This is a genomic window from Novosphingobium sp., from assembly GCF_036820275.1.
Classification (GTDB): domain Bacteria; phylum Pseudomonadota; class Alphaproteobacteria; order Sphingomonadales; family Sphingomonadaceae; genus Novosphingobium.
The window spans coordinates 98,509-122,040 of the sequence record NZ_DAISLT010000013.1; the positions used below are offsets into that span (position 1 = coordinate 98,509).

The following is a 23,532-nucleotide window of genomic DNA, read 5'->3' on the forward strand; positions in this document are numbered from 1 at the left end:
CGGCTTCCTCTTCGTTATTTCAGGTCTTGGTATTCGGCCAATTTATCGGCTGGACGTCAATACTTGGCCCGCGCGCCGAACAGGATCGTGCGCCCGAAGTGGTTGTTCTCGTAATTGCGCGAGGCATAGATGTCGTTGGTGCGGTAGCGGTAGGCGTCGGTCAGGTTGTTGCCGTCGATCGACAGTTCCAGCCATTCGGTGGCCTTGTAGCGGATGGCCGCGTCGACGCTGGTGTACGAACCATAGCCCTCGAAGATGTTGCCGGTGGCACTCGTACCGTCGTTGAAGGGGCCGCGATAGCTCACCGAGCCGCGAATGCTGAACTTGCCGTCGTCGTAATAGAGCGTGGCATTCCAGGCCCTTTTCGACACGTTGAGCAGGGGCTGGGTGTACACCGCCGAAACGCCGGTAAGTGCGCAGGCGCCGGTCGTGGCATTGCGGGTACAGGCCGAAGTCGCCGGGCCTGTGATCGTGTAGTCGGCGTTGCTCTGGATGAAGGTGGCGTTGCCCTGGAAGCCTGTATGCTTGAGCGGTCCCGGCAGGAATGTGAAGGGCAGTTGCAAGGCCACTTCCACGCCCTTGAGCGTGGCACCCTGGCCGTTGACCTGCGAGGACACCACGTATTCCTGGTTGGGATCGTAGTTGATGTAGGCAGGGGTGCTCTGTCCCAGCACGTCGCGGCCGAGGCCGAGCTGCGGCAGGGTGGCGACGTAGGTTCCGGCAACCGGGAAGCTGTCGATCTTCTTGATGAAGCCGGCCACCGAGAACAACGCCTGCGGGGCGAAGTACCATTCCACCGCGGCATCGAAGTTGGTGGCGCGATAGGGTTGGAGGAACGGATTGCCGAACGTCACGCGGTAGTTGAACCCGTCGACCGAACCGCCGGGATTGAGGTTGCCCAGCGAGGGTCGGGTGATGACCTTGGCGATGGCGCCGCGCAGGATCACGTCGTGGCGGGGATAGAGGGCGATGTTTACCGCCGGGAGCCAGTCGTCGTAGCTGCGCTCGACGGTGGCGGCGACGCCGGCCGTGTAGCCGGTCGACTTCTGGTTGGTGTGGGCATAGCGAATGCCCGCGTTGCCGGCGTATTCGAGTCCGAAGATCTCGCCCTTGACGTCGAACTGGAGATAGCCGCCCGACGTCGTTTCCTGCACGCGCCGATTGGAGCCGAGGTCTTCGATGGCGGTGCGGTTATAGAGGTTGGTGTAGTCCGCCGCCTTGTCGATGTCGGCGACCAGCCAGGAACTGGTGGTGCCGCTCGGCTGACCGGCATCGCCCAGGTTAATGATCTGCGAGATGTCCGAAGTGACCGGCAGCCCGTAGACCGAACTGGAGCAGGTGACCTGGCCGAGGATCAGATCGCGCGTGCCGTTGGCCCCGCAGGCGGCGGTGTCGCGCTGGAACAGCTGGGTACGGAAGTTGTAGCGCCGCCAGACCGCGCCGGTCTTCACGGTGACGCCGTCGGTCAGGTCCCATTCGGTGCGCAGCTGCGCGGTCTTGAAGCGGTTCTTGACGTAGGAGGGGCGGTCGCGGATTTCGGCGAGTTGGAAGTTCGCCGGGTTCGTCACGTCGAGGCCATAGCTCAGCACCGGCGACTTCATGTCGGAATAGTCGTAGCTGAAGCCGTTGGCGTTGCGGTTGTCGTAGGCGAACGTGGTTTCCACCGGGATATCCGCGTTGGACTGCGACATGCCGCCCAGCAGGGTGAAGCGGAAGGTGTCGCTGACGTCCTGGTCCCAGGTGGCGCCGACCTGCCAGAATTCGGTTTCCGATTTGCGCAGGTAGCTTTCGGTGCGGACATAGGCATTGTTGAAGGTCGCGCTGACCATGTTGCCCTTGTCGTCGTAGGTCGGGTTGACCACGTCGAAGCGGCGTTCGTTCGAGCGGGCGAGCACTTCAAGCCACTGCTCGGCGCGGTCTTCCTTGAACGAGGAGTAGAGACCGTCGATCGAGAACTTGGTCTTGTCGCTCGGTTCGAACTGGATCGAGCCGGTCAGGCCCAGGCGGCGGCGGTCATGCTCGACCACGCCATAGCGGGGAATGCGGGGGTGGAACGAGAGCGAGGCGGCGTCGCAGCTTGCCGAGGGGCGGTAGCTGCCGCCGGTGCTGACCGGGTTGCCGCCGGTGGCGCCGGGAACCGAGTAGAAGCACGGGTTGCCGTTCACCGAGTTGAAGTAGGCCTGGGCCCAGCGCACGGTGTTGTTGCCGCTCTCGATCGTGTCGGTGTGCGAATAGGCGGCGGAAAGGTTCACGCCGAAGGTGCCCGCATCGTTCCGCCAGGACAGCAGTCCGGCGAGGCGCGGACCGACGTTCTTCGACAGGTCGTTGTACGAGCCCTGGGCGTTGAGAACCGCGGTCAGGCCGGCCTTGCCCGTCAGCGGATTGCCGGTGTTGAGATCCACCACGGCGCCCAGCGAGCCTTCGTCGAGGCTGGCTTCGGCGGTCTTGTGGACGACGAGGCTGCTGAACAGTTCGGAGGCGAAGACGTTGAAGTCGAAGGCGCGGTCGCGGTTGGCGCTGGCGCCGTCGGAGCTGGTGGCGATCGTTTCGAGGCCGTTCACGCGGACGCGGGTGAACTGGGCGCCCAGGCCGCGCACGGTGATCGCGCGGCCTTCGCCGCCGTCCTTCTGAATGGAGATGCCGGGAATGCGCTGGAGCGATTCCGCCAGGTTCTGGTCGGGGAACTTGGCCATGTCCTCGGCGACGACGGCGTCCACCGCGCTGACCGATTCCCGCTTCACGTTGAGCGCGGCTTCCAGCGACTTGCGGAAGCCGGTGACGATGATTTCCTCAGCCGCAGGGCCTTCGGAGGCGGGTGCGACGGCGGTCTGCTGCGCATCCGACGCATCCTGCGCGAAGGCGCCTTGCGGCAAGGCGAGCGCGCTGCCCGCAACCAGAGCGGCCTTCAGTATCGAAATCCTGGAAACATGCCCTTGCATGATCACTCCCCCTCGGCCTTATCTGGCCCTCATGGCCTTTTTAGCCAATTGATACCGGTGTCATGAGTGTTTGCGCCTGTAGCGCTCCCTTTCTCCTGCACCTGCTCCCGACGCCTTTTGGGCGCCTTCCTCCACGCCTTTCGGCGCTTTTCGTTCGATCGGTTCCTTCGACAGGATACCGATCGCCGGTTCTTTGTTGCCGGTTTTGGTAACCGGTGTCATCATGTTTGCCGCAGGGATGCCACCCTGTCAAGAACCTGTACGAAGGGGAGATGCAATGAAGATCGAGGCTCGGAATTCTCATCCGGTCCCGGCTGTTTTCGTCCGGTTTCCGGCGGTCCGGACCCAACCGGAAACAGCCTGCGCGAAAGTGCTGCGGTCAAGGCGCGTGCGAATCGGGCGAACCCCAAAGCTGGTGCGCGAAAGCACCGTGCAGTGATCGCGGCGCTCCTGCTCATGGCCGCCGCACCTGCCCCGCCGATGGCGGTGATCGACGAAAAGGACACCGTGCGCGAGGAGGCTCCTCCGCATGGCGCCATCGGCATGAGCACGGCCTACCGCATTTCCGATGCCGCCCCGGCGCCGCGGACGATGGAGTTCCGTCGCCGCGTGCTCCACAAGGGTGCGGCGATCGGCGAGCATCCGATCGCGCACGACGAAGTCTACTACGTGCTTTCGGGAGAGGGCGAAGTGGTGTCCGACGGCAAGCGCGCAGGCCTGCGAGCGGGCATGACCGCCTATCTCTACAACGGTGCGGTTGTCGGCATCTGGCAGCGCGGCGAGGAACCGCTCTCGCTGATCATCGCTTATCCCAATCCGCCGACTGCGGGGAAATAGGCGCTATTCTCCGCTCTGCGGCTTGACCCGCAGCAGGCCTTCCTGCGCCACGCTCGCCACCAGTTCGCCGCCGCGCGTATAGATCGCGCCGCGTGCGAAGCCGCGGGCGTGGCCGGACCAGGGGCTGTCCATCGTGTAGAGCAGCCAGTCGTCGACCGGGGGAGTTTGGTGGAACCAGATCGCATGGTCGAGGCTCGCTCCGGAAACGCCCGGAGAGAAGAAGCCGAGGCCTTGCGGCATCAGCGCGGTGGAGACGAGCGCGAAGTCGCTGGCATAGGCCAAGATCACCCGCTGCATCACCGGGTCTGCGTCCAGCTGCTGGACATCGGGTGAACGGGCATCAGGTGAACAGGCTAGGCGAAACCACTGGCGGCGCTGGGGCAGGTCGCCGCCGTGCACCGGGGGGCAGGGGCGGATTTCGAAGGAGGCCAGGCGGTCGATCAGGAAGGGCGGCAACCTCTGCCCGGCGGCGGCAAGCGCCTCCCGGAAATCCGGGCACTGCTCGGGTGCCGGCACCGGCGGCATCGCCACGGCGTGGGACAGGCCTTCTTCATGCCGGTGGAACGAGGCCGCGAGGTTGAGGATCGGCTTGCCGCCCTGCATGGCGACGACGCGGCGGTTGGAGAAGCTGCCGCCGTCGAAATCGGGGAGGACGCGGTAGATGATCGGACGGCCGGAATCGCCCGCGCGCAGGAAATAGGCGTGCAGCGAATGGGCCTGCCGCTCGGGATCGATCCCGCGCGCGGCGGCGGCAAGCGCCTGCGCCACGACCTGCCCGCCATAGACGCGGCCGGGCTGCTCGGCCGAAGCGGCGCCGCGGAAAATCCCGGTGTCGATTTCCTCGACGGTGAGCAGCTTGCGGAGTTCCTCCACGGCGAGGCGGGCGGGTTCGGTCATCGGCTTCATTTCCCGTCGGGCATGCCTTGAAGCCAGTCGAGCGACTGGCGTTCGATGGAGAGCAGTTCCTCAAGGGTCTGCTCGATGGCGGTCTTCTGCTGGCGCAGTTCGTCGATGCGGTCGGTGACTTTGACCAGCAAGGCGCGGACCTGTTCGTGATGTTCGGGATCGACGTCGTAGAGGTCGAGGAATTCCTTGATCTCGCGGATCGAGAAGCCGAGCCGCTTGCCGCGCAGGATCAGCTGCATCCGGCCCATCTCGCGCTTCGAATAGATGCGCGTGGTGCCGACCCGCTGCGGCGCGATCAGCGCCTTGTCCTCGTAGAAACGCAAGGTGCGCATCGTCACGCCAAGCTCGGTCGCGGCTTCCTGGATGCCGAGCATGTCGCCGTTCGGGCCGACTGCCGGGCTCGCCAAAGTCGTCTCGTTGGGAGTCAGAGAGGCTCCGGTTCCGCTCACTCGGCCTGTCCCCGAGGCTTGTCGGCAGCGCGGCGCGCGGCTTCCTCTTCGACCAGTTCCTTCTTGGAGAGCTTGCCGACCAGCGTCTTGGGCAGGCTGTCGCGGAACTCGATCGTGGTGGGCATCTCGATCTTGTTGAGCCGCTCCTTGAGGAAGGCCATCAATGTATCCTCGTCCAGGACATCCCCCGGATGCAGCGCCACGAAGGCCTTGGGGGCCTGGCCGCGATAGGCGTCGGGAACGCCGATCACGATCGCCTCGTGAACCATCGGATGCTCGTAGAGCGCATCCTCGATCGTTCGCGGATAGACGTTGTACCCCCCGCACAGGATCATGTCCTTGATCCTGTCCACCAGGAACAAATAGCCGTCTTCGTCGAGATAGCCGACGTCGCCGGTGCGCAAGGCGCCGTAGATGAAGGTCTTTTCCGATTCCTCGGGGCGGTTCCAGTAACCGGACATGACCTGCGGTCCGCGCGCGCAGACTTCGCCGCGCTCGCCCTGGGGCATGACGCGGTGCGGATTGTCGGGATCGCGGATTTCCAGCACCGTGCCGGGGAAGGCTGGGCCGCAGGAATTGCTCTTCACTTCGCCTTCCAGCGGATTGCAGGCGATGATCGGCGAGGCTTCGGACAGGCCGTAGCCTTCGACCACCTTGACGCCGGTGCGCTGCTCGAACTTCTGGCGCACTTCCAGCGGCAGCGGCGCCCCGCCCGAGATGCAGACACGCACGTTGTCGAACTCGCCGTGGAGCGGCTGGTTGTTGAGCGCGGTGTAGAGCGTGGGCACGCCGAAGAACTGCGTCGGCCTAGTGCGCTTGGCCGTGGCGAGGAACGACTGCATCTCGAAGCGCGGCAGCAGGATCATCTCGGCGGCGGTGTCGACCGAGTAGTTGAGCACCGTGGTCAGCGCGAAGACGTGGAACAGCGGCAGTACGCCGAGGGTGCGCTCCTGCGTTTCCGGCATGTGGCCGACATGGGCGATCATTTGCGCGGAATTTGCCGCGAGATTGGCGTGGCTCAGCATAGCGCCCTTGGGCACGCCGGTGGTGCCGCCGGTGTACTGAAGCACGGCCAGGTCGGAGGGGGAACGCTCGACCGGATCGGGATCGGCGTCGCGGGCGATCAGGTCGGCATAGCGCAGGAAGCGCAAGTCGTGGGGTTCATGCGCGATGTCCTTGCGCTTGAGCAGGCGATAGGCGCGGCCCTTGAGCTTGGGCAGGGCATCGGCGATCGGGCAGACGACCACGCGGCGCAGCGAGCCCTTGCCGTTCTTGGCGCCGACCAGCGGTTCGATCTTGGGCAGCGAGAGCGCCAGATCGGAAGCGACCATGAATTCGGCGCCCGAATCCTCGACCAGATGCGCCATCTCACGCTCGGTGTAGAGCGGGTTGAAGTTCACCACGATCCCGCCGATGCGCAGGATCGCGAAGTAGCAGATCACGTAATAGGGCGTGTTGGGCAGGCAGAGGCCCACCCGCGTCCCCCGCTTGACGCCGAGGTCCTGGAACCCCCGCGCCGCGCGGCGGGACAGCTCGCCGATCTCCCTGTAGGTCCACTTGCGGCCCATGAAGTCGATCGCCGGCCAGGTGCCGTGGGCTTCCACGGCATGGTCGAGCAGGTCGGTGAGCAACCGCGGCGCGATCGGCGGCATCTCTTCCGGGTGTTGGGAGGAGGTTTCCGGGGCGGAGTGACCGCCGATCGTCGCCGCGGCGCCCATCAGAAGGCCACCCGCGCGCCGAGCGAGAACACCAGCGCCGAAGCGTCGGTCAGGCGGCCATTGGTGATGACCGGGGTCTGGGCGGCGGTGCCGGCATAGGCGGCGGTGATGCGGTCGATCGGAGCGTCCTTGAAGGTAATGTACGAAGCGGCCGCGTCGATCGCGATCTTCTCGCTCATGTTATAGGTTGTACCGGCCGAGAAGTTCCAGCGGTTGCTATCGGGCACGCGGGCGTCGCGATTGCCGTTCGAAGTCGGGGTCTCGCCGTACTGGATACCGCTGCGGACCGTCCACTTCGGATTGACGTCGTAGTCCACGCCGAACGCGTAGGAGAAGCCGTCCTTGTAGTTTTCGGGCAGCGACTGGTTGATCGGCGCGCCGAGATCGATCGAATCGAACTTGCTCCAGCCATAGGCCACGACCTGGGCGTTGAGGGTCAGTTGCTTGGTCGCCTTGATGCGGCCCGACATGATCGCCTGCCACGGGGTGGAGAACTCGGCGGTGGCGTCGAGCGTACGGTTCTGCGCGGCGAGCGGGCCGAGCAGGCCGTCGATGGTCAGCGTGCCCTTGAGCTTGTGCTTCACGGCCGACTTGTAGGCGACGCCGATCGAGGCCGGGCCGTTGTGATACTGGGCGCCGACCGACCAGCCCACATCCCAGCCGTTGCCCTTGAGGTTCTGGTGGCCGTCGGCCAGCAGCGGCGAGAGGTTGGGCAGGTAATTGCCGAGGGCGGCATCGACGTATTCCACATTGGCGGCGGCGCCGACGTAGAAGCCTTCGAAGGGCTGGAAGGCGACGCTCGGCTGGATGTCGATCGTGCGCAGCTTGGTCTTGTCGGCGGAATAGCGTGCCCAGCTGTCGGAATCGTAATTGGTGGTGAAGGAGTAAGGCGAGGTGACGGTCAGGCCGAACGCGAACTTGCCGGTGCCGTAGGCGATCGAGCCGGAGGGCAGAACGCCCTTGTTGATCGGGTTTTTGGCGACGCCGTTGCCGCCGACCGGGGCCGGGGCCTGGCCGGGACGAACGATCACGGTGCCGTCGTCCACCACTTTGCCGCGCGGGATGATGACGCTGGCGTGGATCGAGGCCTGGCCGCCTTCGAGGCCGCCGATCGCGGCGGGGTTCCACCAGAGCGAGTCGACGCCGGTATCGGCGGCCTCGCCCGAGAAAGCGCGTCCCTGCGCGCGTACCGACTGTTCCTGAAGATAGAATGCCTGGGCATGGGCCGAACCGGCGAAGCCGAGCACGACGGCGGATGCGGTGCCTGCGAGAAGAATGCGACCCGAAATGCGTTTCATATCCTTGAACTCCCTAACTCTTTTATGTCCCTGAAGCTTTGTCGTTTTCCCGGCACGCCTCAGGGGATGCGCGTCCAGGTCTGGGTCTTGCACAAGGGCCAGACGATGCAGCCCTTGAGCTTGAGGCTGTCGGCCCCGGCAGGCGTTATCGTTGCCTTGTAGGTGCCGCCGTCCTCAGGGTTGTAGATCTGTCCTTCGACCCATTCGTTCCCTTTGGCCTTGAAACCGCCGACAATTTGCAGGCCCTTGATCTTGCGGGTGCGCTTGGTTGTGTCCTTGTTGTTCGCATCGCGCAGGTCCGGGTTGGTCTTCAGGCCGTCCGAATCGACTAGCCGTCCGCACAGCGATTCGCCGCAGCGGCTGAGTTCGACGACGCCGTGCTTGGACGGCGTGCGCCACTTGCCGACGACCGCGTCGTTGCCCGCCGCAAAGGCCGGATTCAGGCCAAAGAGCAGCGGCGCGGAACCGGCAACCAATGCCAACCCCATGCGTTTCCAATTTTTCATGAGCGACCTCTCCATCGTCTCTCCAATCGGACATCTTCTCACCGGCGGGACGGGGTCCTTGGGTAGGATGCTGATTTCTCGTAACCCAAAATTTGCTTGACGTATAGGGAAAGAATTGCACCCTTAGGGAAGAACACGAGGCAGCCCCGGGAAGAGCCTGGGGCGCATCGGCCCATGGAGAGAGTGCATGCAAAGTGTCGTGATTGCGGGTTACGCCCGTTCGCCCTTCCACTTGGCCAACAAGGGCGCGCTGGCGCGGGTCCGCCCCGACGACCTTGCCGCCCAGGTGATTCGCGGCCTCATCGCCAAGACCGGTGTGGAAGCGGCTGATATCGAAGACGTAATCGTCGGCTGCGCGTTCCCCGAAGGCGAACAGGGCTTCAACATTGCGCGCCTCGTCGCGCTGCTGGCGGACCTGCCGATCTCGGTCGGCGGCATGACCGTGAACCGTTTCTGCGGCTCCTCGATGAGCTCGATCCACTACGCCATGGGCCAGATCGCCATCGGCGCGGGCGAGGTCTTCGTCTGCGCGGGCGTCGAATCGATGAGCCGCGTGCCGATGATGGGCTTCAACCCGCTGCCCAACCCGGCGCTGGCGGCGAAGAGCGCCGCTTACATGTCGATGGGCGAAACCGCCGAGAACGTCGCCACCAAGTACCAGATTTCGCGCGCCGATCAGGAAGCGCTGGCCGTCTCCAGCCAGCACAAGGCTTCGGCCGCGCGTGACGCGGGCAAGCTGACCGACGAGATCGTGCCGATCCAGACCAAGGGCGGGATCGTCAGCGAAGACGGCACCATCCGCGGCGAAACCACCGCAGAGGGCCTTGCGGGCCTGAAGCCCGCGTTCGACGCGGCCGGATCGGTCACCGCAGGCACCTCCTCGCCGCTGACCGACGGCGCCAGCGCCGTGCTCGTCACCACCGAGGAATATGCCCGCGCCCACGGTCTGCCGATCCTCGCCCGCATCAAGTCGGTCGCGATCTCGGGCTGCGCGCCGGAAACCATGGGCCTTGGCCCGATCCTCTCCAGCCAGAAGGCGCTTGAGCGCGCGGGCATCGCTGCCGCCGATCTCGACGTGGTGGAACTGAACGAAGCTTTCGCTTCGCAGGCTCTGGCCTGCATCAAGGACCTCGGCCTCGACGTGGCCAAGGTGAACATCGACGGCGGCGCGATCGCCATCGGCCACCCGCTGGGCGCCACCGGCGCGCGCATCGTCGGCAAGGCGGCCTCGCTGCTGAAGCGCGAAGGCGGCAAGTATGCGCTCGCCAGCCAGTGCATCGGCGGCGGTCAGGGCATCGCCACGATCCTGGAGTCGGTGGAATGAGCGATACGATCAAGAAAGTCTGCGTGATCGGCGCCGGTACCATGGGTGCCGGGATCGCCGCTCAGGTCGCCAATGCCGGTGTTCCGGTGCTGCTGCTCGACATTGTTCCCAAGGACGCGACCAATCGCAACGTCGTTGCCGAAGGCGCCGTGGCGAAGATGCTCAAGACCGAGCCTGCGCCGTTCATGAGCAAGTCCGCCGCCAAGCTGGTCGAAACCGGCAATATCGAAGACCACCTCGACAAGGTTGCCGAGTGCGACTGGGTGATCGAGGCGGTGATCGAGCGTCTCGACATCAAGCAGGGCCTCTACGCCAAGCTGGAAGCGGTGAAGCGTGACGGCACCGCCGTTTCGTCCAACACCTCGACGATCCCGCTCGCCCATCTGGTGGAAGGGCGTTCGGACGCGTTCAAGCGCGACTTCCTGATCACGCACTTCTTCAACCCGCCGCGCTACATGCGCCTGCTGGAGATCGTCACCGGCCCGGCGACCGACGCTGCCGTCGCCGCCAAGGTCGAGCAGTTCGCTGACGTCTCGCTCGGCAAGACGGTGGTGAAGGCCAAGGATACGCCCGGCTTCATCGCCAACCGCATCGGCACTTACTGGATCCAGCTGGGCCTCAACGCCGCGTTCGACATGGGCATCACCATCGAACTGGCCGACGCCATTGCCGGCAAGCCGATGGGCGTGCCCAAGACCGGCGTGTTCGGCCTTGTCGACCTTGTCGGCATCGACCTGATGCCGCACTTGCAGGCCAGCCTCACCTCGACGCTGCCCGCAGGCGACCTCTACCACGGCATCGCCCGCGACATCCCGCTGATCAACAAGATGATCGGTGACGGCTATACCGGCCGCAAGGGCAAGGGCGGCTTCTATCGTCTGAACAAGGAGGCCGGTCGCCGCAAGGAGACCATCGACCTTCAGACCGGCGAATACCGTCCGACCATAACGGCACAGGGCCCGCGCGGCGCTGCTGCCAAGGGCGACCTCAAGGCACTGGTCGAAAGCAAGGGCGACATCGGCGCCTACGCATGGGCCGTGCTGGGCGACACGCTGGCCTATGCCGCCAGCCTCGTGCCCGATGCCGCGTCGGACGTGGTTGCCGTCGATGACGCGATGAAGCTGGGCTACAATTGGAAGGCCGGCCCGTTCGAGATGATCGACACGCTGGGCGCCAAGTACCTCGCCGAACGCCTCGCCGCCGAAGGCAAGGTCGTGCCGGAAATCCTGACCGTCGCGGGCGACCGCACGTTCTACCGGATCGAGAACGGCAAGCGCCAGTTCCTCGGCCTCGACGGCGAATACCGCGACATCGTCCGCCCCGACGGCGTGATGCGTCTGGCCGACGTGAAGCTTTCGTCCAAACCGATCATCCGCAATGCCTCCGCCGCACTGTGGGACATCGGCGACGGCGTCGTCTGCCTTGAGTTCACCGGCAAGATGAACGCGCTCGACGGCGAAGTCATGAAGCTGATCGGGCAGGCCATCCCGCTGGTGGCGGCGCAGTACAAGGCGCTGGTCGTCTACAACGATGCCGATACGTTCTCGGCGGGCGCCAATCTCGGCCTCGCACTTTTCGCGGTGAACATCGCCGCCTGGGGTGAGATCGAGAAGCTCGTGGCGGGCGGACAGCTGGCCTACAAGGGCCTGAAGTACGCACCGTTCCCGGTGGTCGGCGCGCCTGCCGGCATGGCGCTCGGCGGCGGCTGCGAGATCCTGCTCCACTGCGACGCGATCCAGGCCCATGCCGAACTCTACTGCGGCCTTGTGGAATGCGGCGTCGGCCTCGTTCCCGGCTGGGGCGGCAATGGCGAGATGATCGACCGCTGGAGCAAGGCGCCGGGCATGCCCAAGGGCCCGATGCCGGCGGTGGCCAAGGTGTTCGAGATGGTCTCGACCGCGCAAGTCTCCAAGTCTGCCCAGCAGGCGCGCGAGATGATGATCCTGCGCAAGGATGACGGCATTTCGATGAACCGCGATCGTCTGCTGCATGACGCCAAGCAGAAGGCGCTGTCGCTGGTGGAAGGCTACACCCCGCCCGAAGCGCCCGAGTTCAAGTTGCCCGGCGCCGGTGGCCGCACCGCGCTTGGCCTTGCGGTCGAAGGCTTCCACAAGCGCGGTATGGCGACCGACTACGACGTGGTCGTCTCCGGCGTGCTGGCCGATGTGCTGACCGGCGGCGACGAGTTCGACCTCGTCGATACGGTCAGCGAGGGCGAACTGCTCAAGCTGGAGCGCGACGCCTTCATGGGCCGCCTGCGCGATGGCCGTTCGGTCGCCCGCGTCGAGCACATGCTCGAAACCGGCAAGCCGCTTCGCAACTGATAAGCTATGAATGCGCGCCCGTCGGTGATCCGGCGGCGCGCGCGAGGAGAGTGACATGCAAGTCTACGAAGCGCCCCTGCGCGACATGAAGTTCGTGCTCCACGAACTCCACACCGACGACGGCTTCGGCAATCTCGAAGCGCTGGCCGAATTCACCCCCGACCTTGTCGACGCGGTGCTGGAAGAGGCCGCCAAGGTGGCACAGGAAGTCCTGCTGCCGCTGAACCGCAGCGGTGATATCGAGGGCTGCACGCTGGAAAACGGCGTGGTCCGCACCCCCAAGGGCTTCAAGGAAGCCTACGACATGTTCCGCGAAGGCGGCTGGTGCGCGCTGGCGTCCGATCCCGAATGGGGCGGGCAGGGGCTTCCCGAAGCGCTGAACAAGCTGACCGAGGAGATGATCTGCTCCTCCAACCTGTCGTTCAGCCTCTACCCCGGCCTCACCCACGGCGCGACCACCGCGATCGAGGGCTATGCCAGCGACGCGCTGAAGCAGGCCTACCTGCCCAAGATGGTCGAGGGCACCTGGTCGGGTACGATGTGCCTTACCGAACCGCACTGCGGCACCGATCTTGGCATGCTGCGCACCAAGGCGGCTCCTCAGGGTGATGACAGCTACAAGATCTCCGGCGCGAAGATCTTCATCTCGGCGGGCGAGCACGACCTGACCGAGAACATCATCCACCTCGTCCTCGCCCGGCTTCCCGATGCGCCCGAAGGCGTGAAGGGCATCAGCCTGTTCCTGGTGCCGAAGTACCTGCCCAAGGAAGACGGCACGCCCGGCCCGTCCAACGGCGTTTCGGTCGCCGCGATCGAGCACAAGATGGGCCTCAAGGCTTCGGCCACCTGCCAGCTCAACTTCGACGATTCGGTCGGCTGGCTGGTCGGCACCGCGAACAAGGGCATGGAAGCCATGTTCAAGATGATGAACACCGAGCGTGTTTCGGTGGGCATCCAGGGCCTTGGCGTGGGTGAAGCGGCCTATCAGTCGGCCGTGTGGTACGCCAAGGAGCGCGTGCAGGGCCGCTCGCTGTCGGGCGTGAAGAACCCCAAGGGTCCGGCCGATCCGATCATCGTCCACCCGGACGTGCGCCGCATGCTGATGACCGCGCGCGCCTACAACGAAGGCAGCCGCGCCGTCGGTGCCTGGGTCAGCCGCGCGCTCGATGCCGAAAAGCATGCGACCGATCCGGCCGTGAAGGCCCGCGCGGAAGACTTCATCGCGCTGATGACTCCGGTGGTGAAGGCGCTCTTCACCGACTGCGGCTTCGAAAGCGCGAACCTGGCCGTGCAGGTCTACGGCGGCCACGGCTATATCGCCGAAAGCGGCGTGGAGCAGTTCGTGCGCGATGCCCGTATCGCCATGATCTACGAAGGCACCAACGGCATTCAGGCGCTCGACCTTGTCGGTCGCAAGATGCCCGCGCATGCGGGGCGCTATCTGCGCTCGTTCTTCCACCCCGTCTCGGACTTCATCGAGGCGAACAAGGCGGACGAGACCTTCGGCAAGATGATCGAAGGGCTGGAAAAGGCCTTCGGCGCGCTCCAGCTCTCGACCGGTACGATTGCCCAGAAGGGCATGAAGGACCCCGAGGAAGCCGGCGCCGCCGCGACCGACTACCTGCGCCTGCTCGGCCTTGTCGCCATGGGCTACACTTTCGCCAAGGCGGCGCTGATCGCCAAGGCCAGGCTCGACGAAGGCACCGAGGACGCGGCGTTCTACACCGCCAAGATTGCCACGGCGCGGTTCTTCTTCGACCGTCTGCTGCCGCAGGCGACTGCCGCGTTCCTCGCCATCAAGTCGGGCAAGTCCTCGATGATGGCACTGGAAGTCGAGATGTTCTGAGCTTTCAGATCAGGCACATACCATCGTCATTGCGAGGAAGCGAAGCTGACGAAGCAATCCAGAGCGGCATAACGCCCCCTTCGGATCGCTTCGTCAGCCGCAGATGCTCTCAAACAGATCATCCCAAAGCGGATTTTCCGCCTCGATCAACGCGGTCTTTCGCTTGCGGGAGCCGCCTTTGAGTTGCTTCTCGCGCACGATGGCATGCTCCATGGTGGAATGCAGTTCGAACCATACGAGGCGCTTGCAGCCGTAGCGCTTGGAAAATCCATCGATCACGCCTTCACGATGCTGGAAAGCGCGTTTGGGCAAATCAGATGTCACGCCGACGTAGAGCGTACCGTTGCGGGCGCTTGCGACAATGTAGACGGCGGGCTGGAAGTCGCGCTGCATCGCTCTGGATTGCTTCGTCGCTTCGCTCCTCGCAATGACGAAGGGGTTATAATGTTGAAATGGTCCCGTGCGAACCATCGCGTCACTCTCAACATTCGTCATTGCGAGCGTAGCGAAGCAATCCAGAGCGGCTAGGCGCGACTTCCAAACCTCATGCCGCCCCGACCCAGACCACCCAGCCTACCAGCCAGGCCACGACGATGCAGGCGATCAGCCGCCAGACCGGCGCCTTCACCAGTCCGTCGGCGCTGGCTGGAAGCGGCTTCGATCCGGTAATCATCGGCGCAATCAGGTTGTCGCGCTTGATGACGCGGTAATAGACGATCGCCGCAAGGTGCAGCACGATCATTGCAAGGATCAGGTAGAACACGATCCCATGCAGTTCGGTCGCGCGTCCGGCCGTTGTCGAGGAGACGAGGTGGTTCAGGGGGCCCGTCGTGCCGTCGTCCGGATCGCCCGCGACAAGCCCCAGCGCGACTTGCAGGGCCATCAGCCCGAGCAGAGCGAGTACACTCCAGCCGCCCGCCGGATTATGGCCGACCGAGGGTTCTTCGGCAGGTGACCGCAAATGCGCGAAGACCGCGCCCGGTCCCCGCACGAAGGACGAAAACCGCGCGGTCGATCCACCCACGAAGCCCCAGAGCACACGGATCACCAGCAACTGCATCAGCACCGTGCCGATCACGGTGTGCCAGCCCATCTCGCCGTTCTCGGCCGTCCACCAGAGCGCCGGGATCAGGACCGCGAAGCTCCAGTGGATCAAGCGGACCGGCCAGTCCCACAGCGGGGTGCGGACGGTCGCCGCACCCTCGTGGAAACTCACTGCTTCTTCTCGCGGAAGGTATCGTGGCAGCCCTTGCAGGCGCCGCCGATCTCACCCATCGCTGCGGTCGCCGCCTTGGCGTCCTTGGCATCGGCTGCCGTCTTGAGCGCACCGGCTGCGGTGGCCAGCTTCTCGGCCGCCGCCTTGAACTCGGCGGGCTTCTCCCAGATCGTGGGGAGCGCCTGGGTCTTCTCGCCCGATTCCTTGCCGCTGCCCTTGGGGAAGAGGTCTACGATCTTGCCGGCGTCGGTCTGGATCGAGGTTGCCGCTGCGGAAACGGCGGCGAAGTCGGGCGTGCCGGCTTCCAGCGCGGACTTGGCGGCCTTGTTCGCCTTGCCGATCGCCTTGAAGTTGGCTTCGCGCGCCTTGATCGTCCCGGCAACGTCCACGGCCTCGCCGGAGGCATTGGTGGTCGTTGCGGCAGGTTCGGAGCCCTTGCAGCCGGTCATGGCGGCGGCGAGGGCCAAAGCGGCTAGGGTGGTCGTCACGAGAGTCTTCGATGCCATGTCGCTGCTCCTGGCGGTTATCTTTCGAGCGGGAGGCCGTCTGTTTTTGCCCGTCGGCCCTAATCCCAAGCACTTGATAACCGCTGTTGTTGCTTTGCAGCGAATGGTTTTTGATGCCTACCCGAAAACGATTCCGTCCATGAGCTTGCGAGCGGTGCGAAGGAGGGCGGCGCTGGTTACGGCGCCGCCCTCGTCCGTTTCGAGGACACAGGACATCTCGCCGGTCGGATGTTCGACCGACAGCGTCTTGCGGCGACCCTCGGGGATATTGGCGACTTCGGCGGCGGGCGAGCCTTCGATCAGGCAGGCCGTCGCCACCGAGACCGCGCCGAGCACGCCGATCGTGGCGTGGGCGCGGTGGGGAATGAAGCTGCGTACCGTCACCGCGCCGCCATGCTTCGGCGGGGCGACCAGCATCATCTTGGGAACCGACTTGTCCTTGACGTCGCCGAGGTTCATCCGCTCGCCAATGGCCAGACGGATGGCTTCGATCTTCGCCTTCAGTTCGGTATTGGCGTCCAGACTCTCGCGGTCCTCGTAGCCGGTCACGCCGACGTCCTCGGCCTTCATGACGACGCAGGGCATGCCGTTGTCGATTAGCGTCACGCGCACGCCGTTCACTTCGTCGACCGCGTTGCCACTGGGCAGCAGCGCGCCGCAGGAGGAACCGGCCGTGTCGCGGAATTCGAGCGGGATCGGGGCATGGGTGCCCGGCACGCCGTCGATCGCGGCTTCGCCCTTGTAGGAGACCGTTCCGCCCGGCGTCTGCACGGTGGCGACGGCGACCTGCCCGGTGTTCTCCATGAAGATGGCGACCGGGGTTTCCTCGCCCTTGGCCGCGATCAGCCCGCGCTCGATCGCGAAGGGGCCGATCCCGGCGAGGATATTGCCGCAGTTCTGCTGGTCGCTGACGAGCGCCTGATCGACGAAGACCTGGAGGAACAGGTAGTCTACGTCGATGCCCTCGCGCTCGGACTTGCTGACGACCGCGACTTTGCTGGTCAGCGGATCGGCGCCGCCCATGCCGTCGATCTGGCGCGGGTCGGGCGAGCCCATGACCCGGAGCAGGAAGGCATCGCGCTCGGCGGTGTCGGCGGGGAGATCGCTCTTGAGGAAGTAGCCGCCCTTGGAAGTGCCGCCGCGCATCCACATGCAGCGCACGCCTGCTTCACTGGCTTCAATGGCACTCATCACAGATCTCCTTTTCCCGCAGCCTGTCTCCTGCCCAAGCGGGAGGAAAGGGGGAAAGAGAAACTTTGGAACTGCCATAGGATTTGGCTAAGAGTGATTCCATGGACATCTGGAACTTCAATCTTCGGCACTTGCGCGCCGTCGCCAAGATTGCCGAATTGGGGACGGTCAACGCCGCCGCACTGGCCGTAAATCTCAGCCAACCCGCGATAACACAGGCGTTGGGCCGACTCGAGGCCATGATCGGCCTGCCGCTTTTCGAGCGCCGTCACGACGGCATGATCCCCACCCGTGCCGGAGAGATCCTGGCACCGCGCATCGGCGCTGCGCTGTCCCATATCCAGAGCCCGCACGTCACCATGTCGCGTCTCCGGGCGCTGCTGGCCCTGGCCGAGACCGGCAGCTATGCCGGGGCCGGGCAGGAGACGGGACTGTCGCTGCCCTCGATCCACCGTGCGGTCAACGATCTGGCGCTGGCGCTGCGCCGCCCGCTGGTGGCGCGTCAGGGCAAGTTCGTCATCACCACCGAGGCCGGGACCCAGCTCGCCCGCGAGTTCCGGCTGGCGAAAGTGGAACTGGAGGCGGGCCTGTCCGAAGTCGAGGCGCTGCGCGGACTCGAAACGCGAAGCATCTCCATCGGCGCCATGCCGCTGTCGCGCGCGCGCATCCTCCCCGCCGCCGTCGCGCGGTTCCTGTCCCGGCGCCCCAAGGTGAAGCTCACCATCGTCGAGGGGTCGCGCGCCGAACTCGTCGAGCCGCTGCGCAACGGCTCGCTGGACCTCATGGTCGGGGCGCTGCGCGATCCGTTGGTGGAGGGCGATCTGATTCAGCATCCGCTCTTCGAGGACCGCCCGGCGGTCTACGGTCGCAAGGGGCATCCGTTGGAGGGCAGCAACCCCGGCGCGCTCGACGTTGCGCGCTTTCCCTTCACCCTGCCCCCGCGCGGCACGCCGCTGCGCGACAGCTTCGAACGCTACTTTCTGGCCCATGATGTGCCGCTTCCGGAAGTGCCGGTCGAATCGGGTTCGGTGATGATGATCCGGCAGGTGATGATGGGCGGCGATTTTCTCACCGTGCTGTCGCCCGATCAGGTGACGGTCGAGGTCGAGGCTGGATGGCTTTGCGCGTTATCGCGCCTTCCGGCGGAGTTCACCCGCCATATCGGCATGACGACCCGCGCGTCGCTGCGGCCGACCGAGGTTCAGAGCGAGTTTTTTGCCGATCTCGAATGGGCGGCTCGGGAGGTTTCGCGGTAGAGGCTTCTTGCTTTGAGTTTTTCGTTTTTCGCGACGTCATCCTGAACTTGTTTCAGGATCCATTGTGCCGATTGCGCGTAGGCTTCGGCGGCGAGATGGATCCTGAAACAAGTTCAGGATGACGGGAGTCTGGCGAGAAGTGGTCGATCCACTTTTTACGCGAAGCTTATAGCTTCCGGGCGGTTCCAATTGGCGGATTTCGGGCGATCGGGGCAGACTGGCAATATGAACAGGTCCATTGCCCTTATCGGGTTCGGAGAGGCCGGATCGACGTTTGCGGGAGCTGGGGACTGGGCCGGACAGGCTCTTGCCTTCGACATCCTTCCCGAACGTCGTGACGTCATGACCGAACTCGGCATCACCGCCTGCGACAGCGCGGACGAAGCGCTTGCGGGTGCCTCGCTGGTGCTCTCGCTCGTTACCGCCGATGCTGCCCCTCGGGTGGCGGAAGCCGTTGCGCCGCTCTTGGGTGAGGGCGCGCTGTTCTGCGACATGAACTCGGTCGCGCCGGGCACCAAGCGGGCGGCTGCCAAGACCATCGCTGCCGGCAAGGGGCGCTATGTCGACGTGGCCGTGCTCGCCCCGGTCAACCCTGCGCGGATGAAAGTGCCGCTATTGGTTTCCGGCCCCGATGCCGCCGAGGCGCAGGCCGCGCTGGAAGCGGTGGGCTTCACCAATGTCCGCGCCGTGGGCGCCGATGTCGGCCGCGCTTCGGCGATCAAGCTGGTGCGCTCCGTTATGGTCAAGGGCCTTGAGGCACTGACCGCCGAGATGATGATGGCCGCCCATGCCGAGGGCGTGGCGGACGAAGTGCTCGCCTCGCTCGACGCCAGCGAGAAGACCATTTCCTGGACAAGCCGAGCGGACTACAATCTCGACCGTATGCTGGTCCATGGCCGCCGCCGCGCCGCCGAGATGGACGAGGCCGCGGAAATGCTGCGTTCGCTGGGCATTCCGCCGCTGATGACCGAAAATACCGTCGCCTGGCAGCAGGCGCTGGGTGAGCTTGGCCTGGTGCCGCCGCCCGAAGGATTCGAAGCCAAGCTTGCGGCAGCTGTCGCGGCGGGCGTACTCAAGGGAGAGAATTGAGCATGTCGCTCATCATCGACTGTCACGGACACTATACCGTCCTGCCCAAGGCGCACGACGCCTGGCGCGAGGCGCAGATCGCCGCTTTCAAGGCCGGTGAACCTGCCCCGCCGTACCCGGAGATCTCGGACGCCGAGATCCGCCAGACCATCGAGGACAACCAGCTTCGCCTCATCAAGGAGCGCGGCGCCGACCTTACCGTGTTCAGCCCGCGCGCCAGCGCCATGGCGCACCATGTCGGCGATCAGGCCATGTCCGAGGCCTGGGCGGTCCACTGCAACAATCTTATCGCCCGCGTGGTGAACATGTTCCCCGAGACCTTCGTGGGCGTGTGCATGCTGCCGCAGAGCCCCAAGGCAGACCTTTCCGCCTCCGTGAAGGAACTGCGCCGCTGCGTCGAGGAGCTGGGCTTCATCGGCTGCAACCTCAACCCCGATCCGGGCGGCGGCCACTTCGAGCATCCGCCGCTGACCGACGAATACTGGTTCCCGATCTACGAGGCGATGAGCGAGCTGGACGTTCCGGCGATGATCCACGTCTCGGGTTCGTGCAACCCGGCGATGCATGCCACCGGCGGTTTCTACATCGCGGCGGACACCGTGGCCTTCATGCAGTTGATGCAGGGCGATCTCTTCGCGAAGTTCCCCAAGCTGCGCTTTATCATCCCGCACGGCGGCGGCGCGGTGCCGTACCACTGGGGCCGTTATCGCGGTCTGGCGGACATGCTGAAGAAGCCTTCGCTCGACGAATACATCATGAACAACGTGTTCTTCGACACTTGCGTCTACCACCAGCCGGGCGTGAACCTGCTGGCCGACGTGATCGACAACAAGAACATCCTGTTCGGCTCCGAAATGGTCGGCGCGGTGCGCGGGATCGACCCGCAGACCGGCTTCTACTTCGACGACACCAAGCGCTATGTCGACGCGCTCGACATCTCCGATGAGGAGCGCCACGCGATCTTCGAAGGCAATGTGCGCAAGGTCTTCCCGCGCCTTGACGCCAAGCTGAAGGAGCGCGGCCTGTGACGGAGAAGAATCCCTGCGAGAACGCCGGCGGTCCGATCGACATCCACGCCTATCTTGGTGAATTCGAAGATATTCCGGGCACGCGCGTCTACACCGCGCAGCGCGCGCGGCAGGGCTATCACCTGAACCAGTTCGCGATGAGCCTGATGAAGGCCGAAAACCGCGAGCGCTGGAAGGCCGACGAGCGCGCCTATCTCGACGAGTGGCCGATGACCGAGGACCAGAAGCAGGGTGTGCTCGCCCGCGACTACAACCGCCTGCTGGACCTGGGCGGCAACATCTACTTCCTCGCCAAGGTCTTCTCGACCGACGGCCTGAGCTTCCTTCAGGCCGTCTCGACGATGACCGGCATGAAACTGGAAGACTATCAGGCGATGATGATCGCCGGGGGCCGCTCGCCCGAGGGCCAGCGCTCCATCAAGGAGCACCGTTAAGATGGCCCGCATTACGCACGGCATCGCCTGTAGCCACATTCCGGCGCTCGGCGTCGCGTCGGACTTCGACAAGTGGGAAGATCCCTACTGGAAGCCGATCCAGGAAGGCTTCGCCCCCACCCAGAAGTGGGAAGCGGAAAACCTGCCGGACGTCGTGATCCTGGTCTACAACGACCACGCCTCGGCCTTCGACATGAAGATCATTCCCACGTTCGCGATCGGCTGCGGCGAAAGCTACAAGCCTGCCGACGAAGGCTGGGGCCCGCGCGCGGTGCCCGATGTGGAAGGCCATCCGGACCTTGCCTGGCACATCGCGCAGAGCCTGATCCTCGACGAGTTCGACATGACCATCATCAACGAGATGGATGTCGATCACGGCCTTACCGTTCCGCTTTCGATGGTGTTCGGCAAGCCTGCCAAGTGGCCGGTGAAGGTGATCCCGCTGGCGGTCAACGTCGTCACTTATCCGCCGCCGTCGGGCAACCGCTGCTGGGCGCTGGGCGAGGCGATCGCGCGTGCCGTGGAAAGCTTCCCCGAAGACCTCAACGTGCAGGTCTGGGGCACCGGCGGCATGAGCCACCAGCTTCAGGGTCCCCGCGCGGGCCTGATCAATGCCGAGTGGGACAACATGTTCCTCGACAAGCTTTCGGGCGACACGCAGGAACTGCGGTGCATTCCGCATATCGAATACCTGCGCGAAACCGGCAGCGAGGGCATCGAGATGGTCATGTGGCTGATCATGCGCGGCGCGCTGGGCAAGGAAACCCGCGAACTGCTGCGTTTCTACCACGTGCCTGCCAGCAACACGGCCGTCGGCCACATCGTGCTGGAGCCGGTGAACGGCGATGTTCCGCCCTCGACCACCGTCGAAGGCGCGGCCTCTCACGAACTGACCGCCAACACCTGATCTAATGATCCATTCCGCGTGCCGGTGCTTGACGCCGGCACGCCCTTTGTCTTTGACAGACACCCCAAGGAGATTCCCATGCGTATTGCCCTCGTAGGCGCCGGCGCTTTCGGTGAAAAGCACCTCGACGGCCTCAAGAACATCGACGGCGTAGAGATCGCCTCGGTCATCAGCCGCTCGGCCGAGCAGGCTGCCGAAGTCGCCGCCAAGTACGGCGCGCCGCACTCCGGCACCGATCTGGCCGAAGTGCTGGCCATGCCGGACGTCGATGCCGTGATCCTCTGCACCCCCACGCAGATGCACGCCGAACAGGCCATCGCCTGCATGAACGCCGGCAAGCACGTTCAGGTCGAGATTCCGCTGTCGGACAGCTGGGCCGATGCCGAGGCGGTTGTCGCCAAGCAGCAGGAAACCGGGCTGGTCTGCATGGTCGGCCACACCCGCCGCTTCAATCCTTCGCACCAGTACGTGCACAACAAGATCACCGCGGGCGAGTTCAACGTCCAGCAGATGGACGTGCAGACCTACTTCTTCCGCCGCAAGAACATGAACGCCAAGGGCCAGGCGCGCTCGTGGACGGACCACCTGCTGTGGCACCACGCCGCGCACACGATCGACCTGTTCGCCTACCAGTCGGGCAAGATCGTCGCCGCCAACGTGCTGCAGGGTCCGAAGCACCCCGAACTCGGCATCGCCATGGACATGTCGATCCAGCTGAAGGCCGAGACCGGCGCGATCTGCACGCTCTCGCTCTCGTTCAACAACAACGGCCCGCTCGGCACGTTCTTCCGCTACATCGGCGACAGCGAGACCTACATCGCGCGTTACGACGATCTGGTGAACGGCCGTGAAGAGCCGATCGACCTGACCGGCGTCACCGTGTCGAACAACGGCATCGAGCTTCAGGACCGCGAATTCGTGGCCGCCATCCGCGAAGGGCGTGAGCCCAACTCGTCGGTCGGCAAGGTGCTCGATTGCTACCGCGTGATCGGCGAACTGGCCGCAAGCCTCGAAGCACAGGACGGCTGGTCCTGATGACGAAGCGCCTCCTCGCGGGCCGTTCGGTCCACGCCGTCGGTCTCGGCTGCATGAATGTGGCCTGGGCCTACGGCAATCCGCCGTCTCGCGAGGAGGCGGTCGCGCTCTTCCGCCATGCCCTGGATGCGGGCTGCGATCACTTCGACACCGCCAATATCTACGGCATGGGCGTCAGCGAAGAGATCCTCGGCGAAGCGATCATGGACCGCCGGGACGAGTTCCTGCTGGCCTCCAAGACCGGCATCCTGATCGACGGCGCCCGCCGCGGCATCGACTGCGCGCCTGACAGCATCACCGCCTCGCTCGACGCCAGCCTGAAGCGGCTGGGCACCGATCATATCGACCTGTTCTACATGCACCGCTTCGATCCGAAAGTGCCGATCGCCGATTCCGTGGGCGCCATGGCGCGCGCGATCGAGGCGGGCAAGATCGGCGCCTATGGCGTGTCCGAATGGTCCGCCGCGCATATCCGCGAGGCGCATGCCGTGCATCCGGTGGCGGCGGTGCAGACCGAATATTCGCTCTGGACCCGCAACGTCGAACTGGGCGTGTTGGATGCCACGCGCGAACTCGGGATCGCGCTTGTCGCCTTCTCGCCCGTCGCGCGCGGGGCACTGGGCGGTGAACTGACCGACGTGAACACGCTCACCGAAAAGGACCTGCGCCGCAACTTCCCGCGCTTCATCGGCGAGAACTGGGCGCACAACCTCGCGCTGATCG

The 23,532-nt window shown here is 65.0% G+C and carries 22 protein-coding genes; 11 read left to right on the forward strand and 11 right to left on the reverse strand.

From position 1 onward, the window contains the following. Nucleotides 1–56: 56 nt before the first annotated feature. Both V7066_RS12560 and V7066_RS12565 read right to left on the reverse strand, forming a co-directional pair. Nucleotides 57–2,939, reverse strand: a complete 2,883-nt coding sequence (locus V7066_RS12560; RefSeq protein ID WP_334183379.1) for a TonB-dependent receptor — start codon at nt 2,937–2,939, stop codon at nt 57–59. Between the two features lie 60 nt (nt 2,940–2,999). Continuing rightward, entirely contained in the window at nt 3,000–3,164 is a 165-nt protein-coding gene (locus V7066_RS12565; RefSeq protein WP_334183380.1) for a hypothetical protein, read from the reverse strand. Between the two features lie 231 nt (nt 3,165–3,395). Here V7066_RS12565 and V7066_RS12570 point away from each other — a divergent pair, with 231 nt between their 5' ends. Continuing rightward, nucleotides 3,396–3,776 (forward strand): cupin domain-containing protein, encoded by a 381-nt coding sequence (locus tag V7066_RS12570; RefSeq protein WP_442947326.1) that lies wholly within the window; start codon nt 3,396–3,398, stop codon nt 3,774–3,776. 3 nt (nt 3,777–3,779) lie between these two features. Here the strand turns inward: V7066_RS12570 and V7066_RS12575 are convergent, their stop codons facing one another. The 5 genes from V7066_RS12575 to V7066_RS12595 all read right to left on the reverse strand — a co-directional run bounded on the left by V7066_RS12575 (nt 3,780) and on the right by V7066_RS12595 (nt 8,653). Beyond that, entirely contained in the window at nt 3,780–4,673 is an 894-nt protein-coding gene (locus V7066_RS12575; protein WP_334183381.1) for an acyl-CoA thioesterase, read from the reverse strand. A 5-nt stretch (nt 4,674–4,678) separates the two neighbouring features. Then, complete coding sequence (locus V7066_RS12580; protein ID WP_334183416.1) at nt 4,679–5,056, reverse strand: MerR family transcriptional regulator; 378 nt, start codon at nt 5,054–5,056, stop codon at nt 4,679–4,681. Between the two features lie 71 nt (nt 5,057–5,127). Then, nucleotides 5,128–6,849, reverse strand: coding sequence for a long-chain-fatty-acid--CoA ligase (locus V7066_RS12585; protein ID WP_334183382.1), 1,722 nt, complete (start codon nt 6,847–6,849; stop codon nt 5,128–5,130). After that, entirely contained in the window at nt 6,849–8,147 is a 1,299-nt protein-coding gene (locus tag V7066_RS12590; protein ID WP_334183383.1) for an OmpP1/FadL family transporter, read from the reverse strand. The genes V7066_RS12585 and V7066_RS12590 overlap by 1 nt, the downstream gene beginning before the upstream one ends. Before the next feature lie 59 nt (nt 8,148–8,206). After that, complete coding sequence (locus tag V7066_RS12595) at nt 8,207–8,653, reverse strand: DUF2147 domain-containing protein (protein WP_334183384.1); 447 nt, start codon at nt 8,651–8,653, stop codon at nt 8,207–8,209. 187 nt (nt 8,654–8,840) lie between these two features. On the opposite strand from V7066_RS12595, the gene V7066_RS12600 reads away from it, so the two are divergent. From V7066_RS12600 to V7066_RS12610, 3 genes are read left to right on the forward strand one after another with little or no spacing between them, the layout of a single operon-like run. Beyond that, nucleotides 8,841–9,977 carry a thiolase family protein gene (locus V7066_RS12600; RefSeq protein ID WP_334183385.1) on the forward strand — a complete coding sequence of 379 codons (1,137 nt, stop codon included), beginning with the start codon at nt 8,841–8,843 and terminating at the stop codon, nt 9,975–9,977. Continuing rightward, the gene (locus tag V7066_RS12605; RefSeq protein ID WP_334183386.1) at nt 9,974–12,301 is read left to right on the forward strand and encodes a 3-hydroxyacyl-CoA dehydrogenase/enoyl-CoA hydratase family protein; all 2,328 of its coding nucleotides are present in this window, start codon (nt 9,974–9,976) and stop codon (nt 12,299–12,301) included. The genes V7066_RS12600 and V7066_RS12605 overlap by 4 nt, the downstream gene beginning before the upstream one ends. Before the next feature lie 55 nt (nt 12,302–12,356). Then, complete coding sequence (locus tag V7066_RS12610; protein ID WP_334183387.1) at nt 12,357–14,147, forward strand: acyl-CoA dehydrogenase C-terminal domain-containing protein; 1,791 nt, start codon at nt 12,357–12,359, stop codon at nt 14,145–14,147. A gap of 93 nt (nt 14,148–14,240) precedes the next feature. Here V7066_RS12610 and V7066_RS12615 read toward each other — a convergent pair whose 3' ends face one another. The 4 genes from V7066_RS12615 to V7066_RS12630 form a co-directional block, all read right to left on the reverse strand. Further along, nucleotides 14,241–14,540, reverse strand: coding sequence for a GIY-YIG nuclease family protein (locus V7066_RS12615; protein WP_334183388.1), 300 nt, complete (start codon nt 14,538–14,540; stop codon nt 14,241–14,243). A 151-nt stretch (nt 14,541–14,691) separates the two neighbouring features. Then, complete coding sequence (locus V7066_RS12620) at nt 14,692–15,363, reverse strand: cytochrome b/b6 domain-containing protein (protein ID WP_334183389.1); 672 nt, start codon at nt 15,361–15,363, stop codon at nt 14,692–14,694. Beyond that, nucleotides 15,360–15,869, reverse strand: coding sequence for a c-type cytochrome (locus tag V7066_RS12625; protein WP_334183390.1), 510 nt, complete (start codon nt 15,867–15,869; stop codon nt 15,360–15,362). The genes V7066_RS12620 and V7066_RS12625 overlap by 4 nt, the downstream gene beginning before the upstream one ends. A gap of 117 nt (nt 15,870–15,986) precedes the next feature. After that, nucleotides 15,987–17,060, reverse strand: a complete 1,074-nt coding sequence (locus V7066_RS12630; protein WP_334183391.1) for a 4-oxalomesaconate tautomerase — start codon at nt 17,058–17,060, stop codon at nt 15,987–15,989. Nucleotides 17,061–17,161: 101 nt separating this feature from the next. Between V7066_RS12630 and V7066_RS12635 the strand changes: the two genes are divergently transcribed. The 7 genes from V7066_RS12635 to V7066_RS12665 all read left to right on the forward strand — a co-directional run. Further along, entirely contained in the window at nt 17,162–18,316 is a 1,155-nt protein-coding gene (locus V7066_RS12635; protein WP_334183392.1) for a LysR substrate-binding domain-containing protein, read from the forward strand. A gap of 225 nt (nt 18,317–18,541) precedes the next feature. Beyond that, complete coding sequence (locus V7066_RS12640; protein ID WP_334183393.1) at nt 18,542–19,405, forward strand: NAD(P)-dependent oxidoreductase; 864 nt, start codon at nt 18,542–18,544, stop codon at nt 19,403–19,405. Between the two features lie 2 nt (nt 19,406–19,407). Continuing rightward, the gene (locus V7066_RS12645; RefSeq protein WP_334183394.1) at nt 19,408–20,433 is read left to right on the forward strand and encodes an amidohydrolase family protein; all 1,026 of its coding nucleotides are present in this window, start codon (nt 19,408–19,410) and stop codon (nt 20,431–20,433) included. After that, nucleotides 20,430–20,867, forward strand: coding sequence for a protocatechuate 4,5-dioxygenase subunit alpha (gene ligA / locus V7066_RS12650; RefSeq protein ID WP_334183395.1), 438 nt, complete (start codon nt 20,430–20,432; stop codon nt 20,865–20,867). Before V7066_RS12645 ends, ligA begins: the two co-directional genes overlap by 4 nt. A gap of 1 nt (nt 20,868) precedes the next feature. After that, nucleotides 20,869–21,774 carry a class III extradiol dioxygenase subunit beta gene (locus V7066_RS12655; protein WP_334183396.1) on the forward strand — a complete coding sequence of 302 codons (906 nt, stop codon included), beginning with the start codon at nt 20,869–20,871 and terminating at the stop codon, nt 21,772–21,774. 78 nt (nt 21,775–21,852) lie between these two features. After that, nucleotides 21,853–22,809, forward strand: coding sequence for a Gfo/Idh/MocA family oxidoreductase (locus V7066_RS12660; protein WP_334183397.1), 957 nt, complete (start codon nt 21,853–21,855; stop codon nt 22,807–22,809). After that, the coding region (locus V7066_RS12665) for an aldo/keto reductase (RefSeq protein WP_334183398.1) at nt 22,809–23,532 on the forward strand (724 nt) is incomplete at its 3' end. The genes V7066_RS12660 and V7066_RS12665, both read left to right, overlap by 1 nt.

Bases quoted from the DNA above. Each gene is read 5' to 3' on its own strand.
- V7066_RS12560 (WP_334183379.1), bottom strand. From the start codon at position 2,939: ATGCAAGGGCATGTTTCCAGGATTTCGATACTGAAGGCCGCTCTGGTT.
- V7066_RS12565 (WP_334183380.1), bottom strand. From the start codon at position 3,164: ATGATGACACCGGTTACCAAAACCGGCAACAAAGAACCGGCGATCGGT.
- V7066_RS12570 (WP_442947326.1), top strand. From the start codon at position 3,396: ATGGCCGCCGCACCTGCCCCGCCGATGGCGGTGATCGACGAAAAGGAC.
- V7066_RS12575 (WP_334183381.1), bottom strand. From the start codon at position 4,673: ATGACCGAACCCGCCCGCCTCGCCGTGGAGGAACTCCGCAAGCTGCTC.
- V7066_RS12580 (WP_334183416.1), bottom strand. From the start codon at position 5,056: ATGCTCGGCATCCAGGAAGCCGCGACCGAGCTTGGCGTGACGATGCGC.
- V7066_RS12585 (WP_334183382.1), bottom strand. From the start codon at position 6,849: ATGGGCGCCGCGGCGACGATCGGCGGTCACTCCGCCCCGGAAACCTCC.
- V7066_RS12590 (WP_334183383.1), bottom strand. From the start codon at position 8,147: ATGAAACGCATTTCGGGTCGCATTCTTCTCGCAGGCACCGCATCCGCC.
- V7066_RS12595 (WP_334183384.1), bottom strand. From the start codon at position 8,653: ATGAAAAATTGGAAACGCATGGGGTTGGCATTGGTTGCCGGTTCCGCG.
- V7066_RS12600 (WP_334183385.1), top strand. From the start codon at position 8,841: ATGCAAAGTGTCGTGATTGCGGGTTACGCCCGTTCGCCCTTCCACTTG.
- V7066_RS12605 (WP_334183386.1), top strand. From the start codon at position 9,974: ATGAGCGATACGATCAAGAAAGTCTGCGTGATCGGCGCCGGTACCATG.
- V7066_RS12610 (WP_334183387.1), top strand. From the start codon at position 12,357: ATGCAAGTCTACGAAGCGCCCCTGCGCGACATGAAGTTCGTGCTCCAC.
- V7066_RS12615 (WP_334183388.1), bottom strand. From the start codon at position 14,540: ATGCAGCGCGACTTCCAGCCCGCCGTCTACATTGTCGCAAGCGCCCGC.
- V7066_RS12625 (WP_334183390.1), bottom strand. From the start codon at position 15,869: ATGGCATCGAAGACTCTCGTGACGACCACCCTAGCCGCTTTGGCCCTC.
- V7066_RS12630 (WP_334183391.1), bottom strand. From the start codon at position 17,060: ATGAGTGCCATTGAAGCCAGTGAAGCAGGCGTGCGCTGCATGTGGATG.
- V7066_RS12635 (WP_334183392.1), top strand. From the start codon at position 17,162: ATGGACATCTGGAACTTCAATCTTCGGCACTTGCGCGCCGTCGCCAAG.
- V7066_RS12640 (WP_334183393.1), top strand. From the start codon at position 18,542: ATGAACAGGTCCATTGCCCTTATCGGGTTCGGAGAGGCCGGATCGACG.
- V7066_RS12645 (WP_334183394.1), top strand. From the start codon at position 19,408: ATGTCGCTCATCATCGACTGTCACGGACACTATACCGTCCTGCCCAAG.
- V7066_RS12655 (WP_334183396.1), top strand. From the start codon at position 20,869: ATGGCCCGCATTACGCACGGCATCGCCTGTAGCCACATTCCGGCGCTC.
- V7066_RS12660 (WP_334183397.1), top strand. From the start codon at position 21,853: ATGCGTATTGCCCTCGTAGGCGCCGGCGCTTTCGGTGAAAAGCACCTC.